Source organism: Hydrococcus rivularis NIES-593 (genome assembly GCF_001904635.1).
In the GTDB taxonomy this organism is placed as follows: Bacteria; Cyanobacteriota; Cyanobacteriia; order Cyanobacteriales; family Microcystaceae; genus Hydrococcus; species Hydrococcus rivularis.
The window spans coordinates 27,086-39,833 of the sequence record NZ_MRCB01000011.1; the positions used below are offsets into that span (position 1 = coordinate 27,086).

General features: G+C 42.7%; 12 protein-coding genes. 5 read left to right on the plus strand and 7 right to left on the minus strand.

Features of this window, described 5'->3' with window-relative positions; translation table 11 throughout:
• Nucleotides 1-10 precede the first annotated feature (10 nt).
• The gene (locus tag NIES593_RS10945; protein ID WP_073599610.1) at nucleotides 11-784 is read right to left on the minus strand and encodes a chloride channel protein; all 774 of its coding nucleotides are present in this window, start codon (nucleotides 782-784) and stop codon (nucleotides 11-13) included.
• Between the two features lie 67 nt (nucleotides 785-851).
• Nucleotides 852-1,223 carry a MarC family protein gene (locus tag NIES593_RS10950; RefSeq protein WP_217651877.1) on the minus strand — a complete coding sequence of 124 codons (372 nt, stop codon included), beginning with the start codon at nucleotides 1,221-1,223 and terminating at the stop codon, nucleotides 852-854.
• 65 nt (nucleotides 1,224-1,288) lie between these two features.
• On the opposite strand from NIES593_RS10950, the gene NIES593_RS25775 reads away from it, so the two are divergent.
• On the plus strand, nucleotides 1,289-1,480 hold the full coding sequence (locus NIES593_RS25775; RefSeq protein ID WP_425432536.1) for a DUF29 family protein: 192 nt from the start codon (nucleotides 1,289-1,291) through the stop codon (nucleotides 1,478-1,480).
• Entirely contained in the window at nucleotides 1,467-1,727 is a 261-nt protein-coding gene (locus NIES593_RS25780; RefSeq protein ID WP_425432537.1) for a DUF29 domain-containing protein, read from the plus strand. Before NIES593_RS25775 ends, NIES593_RS25780 begins: the two co-directional genes overlap by 14 nt.
• 207 nt (nucleotides 1,728-1,934) lie before the next feature.
• Here NIES593_RS25780 and dndD read toward each other — a convergent pair whose 3' ends face one another.
• Nucleotides 1,935-3,917, minus strand: coding sequence for a DNA sulfur modification protein DndD (gene dndD, locus NIES593_RS10960; protein WP_073599611.1), 1,983 nt, complete (start codon nucleotides 3,915-3,917; stop codon nucleotides 1,935-1,937).
• 80 nt (nucleotides 3,918-3,997) lie between these two features.
• A complete protein-coding gene (locus NIES593_RS10965) occupies nucleotides 3,998-5,059 on the minus strand; it encodes a glucokinase (RefSeq protein ID WP_073599612.1) in 1,062 nt (353 codons plus the stop codon).
• Nucleotides 5,060-5,283: 224 nt separating this feature from the next.
• Between NIES593_RS10965 and NIES593_RS10970 the strand changes: the two genes are divergently transcribed.
• The 3 genes from NIES593_RS10970 (at nucleotide 5,284) to NIES593_RS10980 (ending at nucleotide 8,631) form a co-directional block, all read left to right on the plus strand.
• Nucleotides 5,284-6,726 (plus strand): DUF6056 family protein, encoded by a 1,443-nt coding sequence (locus NIES593_RS10970; RefSeq protein WP_073599613.1) that lies wholly within the window; start codon nucleotides 5,284-5,286, stop codon nucleotides 6,724-6,726.
• A 192-nt stretch (nucleotides 6,727-6,918) separates the two neighbouring features.
• Complete coding sequence (locus NIES593_RS10975; protein WP_073599614.1) at nucleotides 6,919-7,713, plus strand: type 1 glutamine amidotransferase; 795 nt, start codon at nucleotides 6,919-6,921, stop codon at nucleotides 7,711-7,713.
• A gap of 90 nt (nucleotides 7,714-7,803) precedes the next feature.
• Complete coding sequence (locus NIES593_RS10980) at nucleotides 7,804-8,631, plus strand: hypothetical protein (protein WP_073599615.1); 828 nt, start codon at nucleotides 7,804-7,806, stop codon at nucleotides 8,629-8,631.
• 117 nt (nucleotides 8,632-8,748) lie between these two features.
• Here the strand turns inward: NIES593_RS10980 and NIES593_RS10985 are convergent, their stop codons facing one another.
• From NIES593_RS10985 to NIES593_RS10995, 3 genes are all read right to left on the minus strand, one after another.
• Entirely contained in the window at nucleotides 8,749-9,654 is a 906-nt protein-coding gene (locus tag NIES593_RS10985; protein ID WP_073599616.1) for a M23 family metallopeptidase, read from the minus strand.
• Between the two features lie 42 nt (nucleotides 9,655-9,696).
• Nucleotides 9,697-10,995: a homoserine dehydrogenase gene (locus NIES593_RS10990; RefSeq protein WP_073599617.1), complete on the minus strand. Its 1,299-nt coding sequence runs from the start codon at nucleotides 10,993-10,995 to the stop codon at nucleotides 9,697-9,699.
• A gap of 143 nt (nucleotides 10,996-11,138) precedes the next feature.
• Nucleotides 11,139-12,713 (minus strand): YcjF family protein, encoded by a 1,575-nt coding sequence (locus NIES593_RS10995; protein WP_073599618.1) that lies wholly within the window; start codon nucleotides 12,711-12,713, stop codon nucleotides 11,139-11,141.
• Nucleotides 12,714-12,748 lie beyond the last annotated feature (35 nt).

Genomic DNA, 12,748 nt, shown 5'->3' on the forward strand with positions numbered 1-12,748 from the left:
CCCAACAAACCTAACCCAACCCCAGCAGTACAAACATCCACAGATCGATTAACGGGACGCGATCGAACTGGGTAATTTTGAGGAATGCGTTTTGGCCATTGAAGTATCGGGTTGTGAGGGTTGCGGTGACACAAGCCACCATTACTGAACGGTAAGCCAATGTCCAAGATTCAAATCGAGGGCGAACTTCTTCTGTAATGAATAAAATACCCGCGATCGGAGCATTGAATGCCGCTGTTAATCCAGCACCTGCACCTGCCGCAATCAAAATCCTGAGATTTTCCTGAGACGTTTTTGCCAAACTGCCGACTATCTTGGCGATCGCACTGCCCATCTGAATCGTTGGGCCTTCAAATCCTGCCACCATGCCAGCACCCATTGACAAGATGCCACCAAATAATTTTACTGGGAGTACCCTAAAAGCGCGAAAGGTAAAAACGCCATCTAACGCTCCCTCCACTTGTGGAATACCACTTCCAGAGGTTTCTGGAGCAAATCGACGCATTAACCAAAAGCTTAGAGAAACCATCCCGCCTGAAATCAGGCTAGGAATAAACCAAGCAAGCACAGGATAGCCTGCGATCGCCTGTGCGATTAAACTGCGTTGAAGAATCAGAAAATTGACGCTATGTCGCAAAAAGGTGGCAATCAATCCAATACAAAGCCCTGAAATTGCTGCCCATATCAGTACTACATCAAGTTTCTGTCTAGCTTCTGCGAATCGTTCAGCAAGTCGGTTAAAAAAAACGAATGAGCGTCTTGAACTAGGGTTATCGTCTAACATGGCTCAGTTGCTGCTTATGCTCTCCTTTAAGACTTTGGCATTCTGGAATTTGGTGTCTCAAAATTACTCACCGCAGTAGATTTGGTACTGTAGCTTTAAATATATCCACTGTACCCTCAGCAATTAACTGAACTGCGCTCGCCAAAATTAAAAACCCCAGTATCCGATTCAGCGCTCCCATGCCAGTTGACCCTAATTTCTCAATTAATGGCTCCCCTAAAGCAAGACATAGGTAAAGTAGGATTCCCAGTAGAGCTATTCCAATTAAACAACCCAAATAATCAACCCATTGACTAGCTCTAGTTGAAAATCCAATCACAACCCCAATCGCTCCCGGACCACTAACCATCGGCACAGCCATTGGTGTAAAAGATACATCTTCTTTATCTATTGCTTCTTTATGTTCTTGGCTAGTTAGTCGCTGACGCGCAGTTATCATAAATCTGTCCATTGTGTGGGTTCAGCACGAATGCGATCGAACAATTGAGGGGGAGAGCGTGGGTGATGGCTAATTTAGCATCTTTGTACGAAAAAGATTTTCTCGAATGGACGATAGTTACCGCTCAATTGTTAAAACAACGGAATTGGGCAGAGTTAGACTTGGATAATTTAATACAAGAAATCTTGAGCATGGAGAGAAGCGAGAAAAAAAGCACTCTACGGCAATCTAAAAATCTTGTTGATGCACCTGCTTAAGTATAAATATCAACCTGAAAAGCGAACTAATAGCTGGAGAAGTAGTATTAGAGAGCATCGTCAAAGAATAGCAGAAGCTTTTATTGATAGCCCTAGTCTTAAGAATTATTTTGATACTATATTTGATGAATGTTACCAAAAAGCTCGATTGTTGGCTTCAGACGAGACGGGATTGAATGCAGATTATTTCCCTCAAGAATGTCCGTTTTCTGGTGGGCATGTATTAGATGAAAATTATCTGCCCTAGCGATCGCTTTTTTATTAGTAAAATGACGTTCGCCAGAATTTTTTTTGACAAATTTCTCTTTTTTCTGATATTATACTATTGACATTTCAAATAATAGGAATATTAATAGCTATCTACAAACAAAAATACTCCATTATTTATATAATAAAGTCAAGCGTTTGCGGAATCAAGCCCTATTTCTAAAAAAACAAAAATTTTTAGCAAAACTTAATAAAAATACCCAGTTTTTACGACAGTTTGACGCTTTTGGGAGTCATATTTTAATAAATATTCTCGCGCGATCGCGCCTTGTTCGCGTAGCTGTTCCACTTCGACTTTACCTATCTCGGTATCGGTCGAAAGTAGGATAACTTGATGGGATGCAGTAGGAAAATAGCGTTCGACTAAATTACTGCGGTGGGAAGAATCTAAACGTCCCAATGGGGTATCGATCGCAACGGGCAAATTGCGACCAGAAACTCGTGCCAGTCCCCACAAAAACGCGATCGCGAGTAATTGTTTTTCTCCAGCGGAGAGGCGATGTTTAGGAACGGGTAAACCTTGCAAATCGTAGAGAGAAAGACTGAAATTATTCGTATCGATCGCAACTCGATGAACCAAATCCGACTTATGCAAAAGATAGCGGAAACATTCAGTCACTTCTCCCTCTAATTTATTTAACTTTTTCAGAGTTAAACGTTCTCGAAAAAGCTGGAGTGTTTTTTGAACTTTTGTCACCGATTTAATGATATGTTCGTCGTTAGCGCGATCGATTGCCTGTTCGCTATATTTTTCTAGTTCTTTTTTGATCTTATCAATCGCTTTTGTCACCTCTTCATACTTGTGCTTTCCTGCCTCATAAGCTGCTTGGCATTTAATTAATTCTTTTTGCGCTTCTTTAACAAGCTGGTCTAACTTTTGATAGTCTTCTGGTGATGCAGCGACAGCTAATTGTCTCTCAGTTGAATCCAATTCTTCTTCGAGTTGTTTTAATCGTTCTATTTGTTTGCTAGCTAAATCGATCTGCATAGGGAGTTGATGTTCTAATAAATTATCTAGCTGTTTAATTCCTTCTTCATCAATACACAACCACGGTTTTTTATTGAATTCCAGTTCTGGATTTAGAGAGTGATTTTCTTCTTGAAGAAATAATTTAATCTTTTCTAACTGTTTAGAAGTCAAAGATAATTTGTCTAGGTATTTTAGCAGGCGATCGTCTCGTTGTTGGATAACATCTCTAGCCACTTTTGCTTGTAGAATCTTTGCTTCTATTTCTGCTTGTAATTTTGCTCGTTTTAATAGAGTAGTTATCAATCCTAATGGCAAAAGATCGGATGCTAAATTGCACATTTCTTGGCGTTGATTATCGGTCGCTTTAGCGAGTTCGTCGAGCTTGCTTTCTAACTGACTTCTTTGGGCAGCAATTCTGCCTCCTTCAGTCCGAAACTTATCGGCTGCTTCTTGATAGTTTTTTTGTGCTTCTTTGAGCTGTTGTTGTAATGTACCTAAAGCGGCTTGGGCAAGTTCTTTCTCTTGCTTATATTGCTTAAGTCTGGCTTCAATTTCTTCTAAATTTGACAACTGAGAAGCACTGGCTAAAGCTTTTCGTTTGCGACTGGCTAAGATATCTAGATCGATAGATAACCGTTCGGCTAATTCGAGTCCTAATAGAGATTGAATAGCTTCAATAACTGCTTGAGGAGGCGTGTCTTGTTCTGCCAGTTCTTTAACTTGTTCTCCATCAAAAAGAAAGAGATTAGAAATTCCCAAGGGAAGAATTGTTTCAATATATTCATCCCAAGTATTGGACAAGGCAGGATCGGGCCAATCCGTGTCTAAAATGCCTAAGTTGTCTTTTCCATCTTTAGGATTTTTTGTCCAACTGCGGACAATTCTAAATTCTTTCCATTGGTCATTAATAATATGTTCAAAAGCCAGTTCTATACGGGTTTGCTCTATTGGTGAAGCTTGGTTGTTAACCGCTTGAGTCAGAAATTCGCTATACCCTAAATTACCGCGAGTAGAACAGTGAGCGCGTTGTCCGTATAAAGCAAGGCGAATGGCATCCATAAGAGTTGTTTTACCGCCACCATTCATGCCACCAAAAAGAATAATTGGACGAGTATTTTCATTAATTTCTGGATTTAAGTTAATGACATGACGATTGGCATAAGGACCGAAGTTTTGTAAGACTAACTCTTTAAAAATCATGAAAATTTAAAAATAAAATTATTGATATCTTCCTAAAAAGATTGATGAGAGGATAGATTATAGCACCGATCCTTCGATCGCTAGATTTGAGCAGCACGAAAGGCAGCTCCAATCAGTCCAACTTTTGGATTGAGAACCACATAGACGGGAATTTTATTGAGAATGGGACTGACTCTTCCTTTAGCTTTGAAAGCTTTCATAAAGTCTTCTTGCTGCAAGAGAGATAAAATCTTGGCAGAAATGCCGCCAGCAATGTAGAGTCCGCCATAGGGCAATAATTTTAGCGCTAGGTTTCCTGCTTCTGCCCCATAAGCTTCTACAAATAGCCTCATAGTTTGTTGGCACAGACGATCGCTTTGCGCAATGGCTGCTTTGGAAATTTCTGCTGCTAAATCAACGGTTTTCTCTTCCTTGCCGAGTTCTTGCAACCAAGTTTGATAGATTTTGGCAAAGGCAGGAGAGGATTGAGAACTATCCCTGTCCCATAAAAACTGATAAATTGAGATAATTCCTTGTCCAGATACGATTCGTTCGACAGAAACTCGCTCTAAATTATTCTTCTCCAAAATATAATTGAGTAACTGAAACTCTAGGGTAGAATGGGGGGCAAAATCTACATGACCTCCTTCGCTGCTAAAGACGCGATAGCTGCCGTCTGAGAGAGGAATTAAAAATCCTTCTCCTAATCCCGTTCCCGCTCCTAGAATAGCGATCGGAGCATTGCGATCGCTTTCGACTGCCTGTAGCGCATACAAATCTTGCTCGGACAATCCCAATACGCCGTAACCAATAGCAGCAAAATCATTAATGAGAGATACTTTGGCAATAGATAATTCTCTCTCGATGCGATCGCCCTCCAGAGACCAACTTAAATTAGTCAGTTTCGCAGTATTGTTGGTTACTGGTCCGGCAATGCCAAAGCAAGCTTTTTCAACTATTGGTCGTTCTCCCAATTGTTCTGTCGCTGCCTCTAGTAACCGACATACGATTGGCACTAAGTCGGGAAACTCTTTACTCGAATAAGTTTGCTCGTAAAGCGTGATTAAGGTTGGGAATTTATGCGTTGTTTCCGTTTTTTCCGCTTTAACCAACCGCAAGATAGTTTTTGTGCCGCCAATGTCTCCGGCTAGTAAAATTGCCATAGTAAATTGTTGTTTTTTTGTGTTCGATCGATTAGTTTATCTTAATTTGAGAAGAATAATTTATCATTTTATGATATTAAAATCTTATTATAGGTGAGGTATTTGCAACCTAACTAGCTAACAAGTTTGGCTCGATTTACATAATTCCAAGCTGGAACAAACTCATTTCTAAGAATTAAACGATTCCAATTTATAGGATAAATATTTAGCTAAAAATTTTGTCAATGAATATTTTTGTTAAAGCAACTCTAATAGTTATTATCATTCCATTTTTATTAATATCTTATTTCAATCATCCATCTACAGATGATTTCTGCTATGCAAATAAAGTATTAGAATTAGGCTTTTGGAATACTCAAATATTTTGGTATCTTAATTGGTCGGGTCGTTATTTTGGGACAGCGGCTAATAGTTTGTATGCAGTTATAGTCGGTTTATTTGGAGAAGATAACTACACAACTAATTTTTGGATACTTTATAAGTTTGTCGCTCCATTTCTGTTTGGAATGTTCTGGATTTCACTGTTTTGCTTTTTCAAAGCGATCGCTGGCAAAATAAGCTCTAATTGGAATCTATTTTGGGCGACTTGTTTAGGATTTGTTATCTATCTGTGCGGAATGCCTTCAACGGTAGAAGGATTTTACTGGTTAAATGGAGCTTTTTACTATACCTTAGGCAATATATTTTTATTTTTTCTTTTATCTTTACTTTTATCCAAAGAGCGAATACTGAATTCTAAGAGTTGGTTTCGAAAAATTATTTATGGTTTAGGTTGTGCTTTGCTCGCTGCTGCAATTGCAGGTTCCTCTGAAATTCTTGCTATAGTTCTACTGACAATAGCTTTGATAGGCGTTTTATTAACAAGTTACACTAAGCATCATAGTTGTTTAATATGGAGAATTGTTTTAGGAGTAGCTATAATCTCCATCGCACTATCTTTTCTTTCTCCTGGAACTTCTCAGCGATATTATGTAACTGTAGAGCAAGAGCAAGTTGATTATTCCTTCAAACTGATGCTTGGAATCACAATTCAATTCATACGCACTCTCAATTTTTGGATTTTAAATCCTGTGTTATTAAGTACAAGCATCATTTTTATTCCTATAGCAATTTTATTGGCAAAACAATATAGAATACCTCAAATTATAGGATATAAAAAGTTTTTAATTATTGGATATATTGTTATTTGGATGTCTTTAGTAGCCATAACATTTTTTATGCCTTATATTTCCGCTGATTACTTACCAGGTCGAGTCTTAAACACAAGCTATTTTATATTTTTGATGGGTTGGTTTTTAGGCATTTTCATCTTAATTAAGAGTTTAGGAGAGCGGCAATCTGAAACGATAATTGTCCCCAAGTATCTAACAATTTCTGCGTGGGTAGTAATGATAATGGGGCTTTTATTTGATAGTCATTTTGGACAAGCAATCTACGATTTATTAGTAAATGCTCCTCGCTATCATTCCGAATTACAAAATCGATACGAATCGATCGCCAAAAATATTGCTGAAAATGAAAAAAGTTTTAGAGTTCCAGCATTAAACAAGCGTATACCCAAAACAATATATCTTGACGATATTACTCTTAATCCTAACCATTGGAGTAATGAATGTTATGCAAAATTTTTTAATTTAGATTCCATAGCTATTACTAATAAGCGTTAATTGAGCTTAAAAGTTTAGCGAGAAAACTTAGGATGAATAGCTCTCTTGCAACCGAATTAAAATTTACCCGATCGCGGAAACTAGAATAAGGATCGGTTCCGTCATCATAAGCAAATCAGCCAATAGGATTGGATGATGTAGAATATTCCTCCATCTATTGGAAAATTTTGGGCAAACTCCTAAACGATAGAAATGGAACTAAAAATTGGCTGGCTCTATCCAACTCTTATGAGTACCTACGGCGATCGCGGGAACGTTATCTGCATAGAACGCCGCTGTCAGTGGCGCGGGATTGAGGTATCGATCGTTCCGCTAGACCAACAAACTCAAGCAACTGCATTCTACCAAGTCGATCTTATCGTCGGTGGCGGCGCACAAGACCGACAGCAAGAAATCGTCATGCGCGACTTAAAAGGGGCAAAAGCCGAAGCGCTGCGCGATAAACTCGAATCGGGCACGCCGGGAGCGTTCACCTGCGGTTCTCCCCAACTCCTCGGCCATTACTACGAACCTGCGTTTGGGCAAAGAATTGAAGGGTTAGGATTGCTCGATTTCGTTAGCAAACATCCCGGTCCCCAGGCGAAACGCTGCATCGGTAATGTCGTCTTTGAAATCACTGCCTCTCCCCTGGCGCAAGATTTAAGAGCAATGCTAGGAGAACCGCCGATTGTCATTGGCTTTGAAAATCACGGCGGTCGAACTTATTTGGGCAATATCGCCCCGTTGGGCAAGGTCATCAAAGGCTATGGCAACAATGGGGAAGATGGCAAAGAAGGAGCATTTTATCGCAACGCGATCGCAACTTATTCTCACGGACCTCTTCTGCCAAAAAATCCTTTCATTGCAGACTGGTTGATTCAAACCGCCCTGCGGCAGAAGTATCAAACCGAGATGGTCTTAACAAAACTTGATGATTCGCTCGCATGGCGAGCAAGAGAAGCAATGTTTAAACGATTAGAGTTACCTAGCTTGCACAAGACACCCTAAACTATTGATATAGAATTTTTATTTACGACGCGATTGGCAATTCTCAATTGCATAAGAGTTGCCATTTAACGATAAGAGCAACCAGAAAATATGACTGGAAAAGTATTAGAAAATGGTACGGCGGGCGTTCTTGTCCTGATTCTTCCCATTGCGGTGGCGCTAGTAGTAATCTTTACTGCCTGGCCATTACTGTTGTTACTCATAGCCTTAAGCATCGGTTTAAAAATTTGGGACAATTACCAATGGCAACAATGGTGCAAGCAAGTCAATCCCTTCTTTACTCAACTGATTAAAGAAAATCAGGGAGCTTTGACGGTAATGGACTTGTCCCTAAAAGCTAATTTAACTGGAAGAGCAGCTAAACGTTTTTTAGAAAGAAAAGCAGAGGAATACGGCGCTCAACGCAAAGACTACAAAGAGAAAGGTACGGTATATTACTTTCTTACCGTTAGTGCGTTGGGAAGTATTTTTGATGATAGCGACACGATCTCAGACGAGGAAGAGGAAGAACCGTTAGCATCGAGAAAAACAACTTCTCAATTAATTAGCGCGCCCGAAAAACCCTCTTTTAGCGCGATCGCTCAACTAGCCAACCAAAAAGAAAAAGAAGCAACTCAGCCGCCAGCAGAAGAAATTACCACTCAAGCGCAAGCAGCGATCGAGTCTGCTTCGGTTGCTGAGAAAGAACCTGCTGCCGAACCAGCGACAATAGAAGAAAGTGGCGCACCCAAACGGGAGGAATCGCGACTAGCCCTGATTCAAGCCGATCTTGCCAAACGTCTCGATATCAATGCCAGCACGGTAGCAAGGCGCAAATCTAGTCCCGATTTTCCAGAATGGAGTCAAAGCAAAGATCCAGAAGGAATCGCCTGGAAATACGTGCCAGAGACGCAAATGTTTGTCCCGGCGGATGAGTGATTTGTGCGCGATCGCTGCTCGAATTGACTTATAACAATTTTCAGGTTTTCGCGATCGACATTCTTTTCCCCTCTCCCAAATAGGGAGAGGGGTTGGGGGTGAGGGCGATCTTTTTCATTACTCCCTAGTTCCTGCTGGCAGATGTAGTTTCGGATCTTGCGCTACCCAACCCGCAGGCGATTTGTAACGAATTTCAAAATGTAAATGAGGCGCTTTTATATCCGGTTTCCCAGTCGTCCCAACCGTTCCAATGACATCTCCTGCCTTAACCGGCTGACCGATTTTGACCCGAACCTTATCTAGATGGGCATAGCGGGTTTGCCATTCTTCTCCGTGCGAGATAACGATTAAGTATCCGTAGGAACCTTCCTCTCCCACAAAAGCAACAATTCCCTCATCTGCTGCCAATACTGGCGTTCCCGATTCGGCTAGGAAATCGACGCCGCTATGAAACATCATTTTTCCTCCGTCGGCAGCCTCTTTTTGCCAGCCGTAGGGCAATCCGATGCGAGCATTTTGAGGGAGGGGATAATATTTTAGTCCCGTGTAGTTCCTCCTAGCATTGTCTCTGGCAGCCCAATTTACTCCAGGAATAAAAACGACTTTAGGAGTTTTTTGACAGCCGTTAAGTTCAAATAAAACATCTGCGCGTACTCCATAGGCATTTTCTAGGTCTTTCCAGGTTGCCCCAGCTGGAACTTCTAAGCGAACGCCGTTCATAGGAGGAATGAGAATTTCTCTTCCCACAGGCGCGGAACCTCCCTGCAAAATGGGATTGAGTCGAATCAGCGTTTCTGGCAGTAAATTATATTTTTGGGCGATAGTGGTTGTGGTTTCGCCTGGAGCAATTTTGTGACGCTGCAAGCGCGAGAGAACAGGCGGCTGACAGGATATTCCTCGAGGATTTTGTTCGGTTTCGCCTGGAGATTGAGCAACGATCGCCAGTTCGGGGTGTTTCGTCTGGAGGATTATTGCCGGATTAATTAGAGTTGCCGTAGCGAGGGAAAATAGCCAAGAAAACATGCGCTCGGTCAAATAATAATTAGCAATCGGTTATTAGAGATGCTACAACACTCTGAGAATGCTAGGAATGGTTTTAATTGCCTCCAAACAGCCAATTTCTTGCAATGCCTGACGGAAGTTCCCCTCGCGAACGTCGTGAGTCACGACGACAATTTCTGCTAACTCGCCTTGGAAACCGATTTGAACCACTGACTCCAAGCTGACTTGATGGTTGCCAAAACAGGTTCCTAAATGACCGATTACCCCAGGAATATCCCGGCATAGGAAACGGGCATAAAAACGAGTTTCTAACTCTTCAATGGGGGTAATGGTGCAATAGTGTTGGTGGGTACAGGTTAATAGGGGATCGAGGAATTGGGTTTTGCCACTACTTTTGAGGATGCCGACAATGTTCATAATATCGGATACGACGGCACTCGCAGTAGGACCGGCTCCCGCACCGGGACCGAAAAACATCACTTGTCCGAGGGGATCGCCCTCGACGAGAATGGCGTTGAAGACTCCATTAATGCTGGCTAGGGGATGAGTTTTGGGAATGAGGGTAGGATGAACTCGCAATTGCAAGGTATCGGATTCGTAGCCGCCAGATCCCTTGGCGATCGCCAGTAATTTAATCACAAACCCCAATTTATCAGCATAATTAATATCAACGGCGCTGACTTGACGGATGCCTTCGCAGTAGACATTTTCTCGTTTAACCCGTCCGCCAAATCCTAGAGAAGCAAGAATGGCGATTTTATCGGCGGCATCTAAGCCATCCACATCAGCGGTAGGATCGGCTTCGGCATAGCCTAATTTTTGCGCCTCAGCAAGGACTTCATCAAAATCAGCCCCCGCTGTGGTCATCTGGGTGAGAATGTAATTCGTCGTCCCGTTGACAATGCCGATAATGCTAGCGATGCGATTTGCCCCCAGAGATTGCTTGAGGGGTTTGATGACGGGAATGCCGCCGCCAACAGCCGCTTCTAGTAAGACATAAACGCCTGCCGCGTTAGCGGCACTATAGATTTCATCGCCGTAGCGAGCGATCGCGGCTTTGTTAGCAGTGACGACGTGCTTGCCGGCGGAGATGGCTTTGAGAATCAGCGATCGCGCAGGTTCTAATCCTCCGAGCAATTCCACGACGATATCGATTTCGGGATCGGTAACGATTGCCTCTAAATCCGTCGTCATTGCTTGGGGGGGCAATTGTATGCCTCTCGGTTTATCGAGCGATCGCACCCCTACCCGATGAATTGCTATCTCTTTGAGCAGGGAATGCCGCCCAGCAGGATTGAGGATGATTTCTGCCGTTCCCGTTCCTACCGTTCCTAATCCCAGCAAACCTATCTTAAAAGCCACTCTTATTATCCTCAATTGCTAACCCTTATCTAGATTAGCTGCTTTCCTGCACTATCTAAAAAACCTTTCTTGACGCTCCCACCGCTCATTGACCGATTATTGCTGAGTTTTCTCTACAAGCGCCCCTCCACAGCTAGAGTAAGTCAAGATCGCCAATCATCTTCGCTAAGTTCTACTAATTCTTCTTCCCTTTCTGTTTCTAGGGTTTGTGTTATCGGTTTAACGACTTTCGCGATCGCGTCTTTGACGAATGCTTTAACAAACTCATCCCTACGATTTAATTGAAACTGTCGCTGCACGACTTCAGTGATACCGCCATCTCCCCAATCTTGATCGTGACGGAAATATTCTACGAAACTTTTCCCGGCAATGCGAGTTAAATAGGCAGCCGTTACACCTTGAATGACTTTGCCAACTAAATAAGTGGCGATCTGAAATTGAAGCGCTCTGGCTAATAATTCGACTGCCCCTTTGACTACGCCCAAACTGACCAAAGTTTTGCCTAAAGATAGGGCTAATTCCTTACCGCGATCGCTATTGAGTTCGCAACCGTAAACGCGACCGATTTCGACGACCATTTGGGCATTGACTGCTGCCGTTGCCAGCATATCGACTACAGGCAAAGGAGTTACGGCAATAACGCCCGCGCCTATCCATTGATAGCGTTCGATAATTTTATCGGCTTGTTGTCGTCGCTGGCGATCGATAATTTGGCGAGCTTCTTCACCCAAACGTTGAGATTGCAATAAAATATTATCGGCAATTAAATCTTCTCCTTCTGCTCGCAAAACGGCGGCTAAGCGTTTGATTAAAGGAATAATTTCCGGTTCGGGTTCGACAATGGCACCGCTTTCTAATTGAAAAGGCTGAGGATTAGCCGCGATCGCAACCACGTCGGCAGCTTTAATAAAATCTCTTACCCTCGCCCTCAACTTGGTTAAAATTATTTCTCGTTCCTCATCGGTATAGAGATCGGTTTTGTTGAAAACGAGCAGCGATCGCTTGCCAATTTCTGCTAAAGTTTGCAAGGGTTCGTATTCCGACTGCCGCAAGTCATTATCTACCACGAACAACAGCAAATCGGCTTGGGTTGCCAACTGACGCGCCAACTGTTCCCGTTGCGTCCCGGCAATGCCCGGTTCTAGAATTCCGGGGGTATCGGTAATCAGAATTTCTCGCTCTAAGCCCCGCAATTTGAGGCGATAGGTTTCTCCGACTTGCGTCGTCCCCATTGTCGCTTCAACGTTGCCCACCATCTGTCCGATAATAGCATTGACTAGGGAAGTTTTTCCCGCCGAACCCGTCCCGAAGACGACGACTTGCAGTTCTCCTCGCGCCAAATTTGCCTCGATTTCGCGAGAACGGCTCAATAGTGCCTGCTGCGCTACCCTATCCTGCACTTGTTTGACTTGTTTTCTGAGTGCTTTGAGGGCTTCCTCTGCCGCTTCGGTTTTTTGTTCGGGCAGTTTGGTGACTAGGCGGCGCTGCTGTGCCTTTTGGCGAGACTTTTTAGCCGGATAGAGTTGAAAGTAATAAACAAAAGCAGCAATTAATAGCCCCAACAACGCGACGAGTAATAACAGTAACAAATTGGCCAGCAAAGGAGCCGTCCAGCTAATAGTCAGGTAAAGCCGATAAATCGAATGGACTAACCAGATCATTAGTCCGAAGATGACGCTCAGACCGAGAATCCAAATCAGCAGGCGGGAGAGGGGCATGTATCGTCGTTGCGATGGGATATTTCGAGATGGCT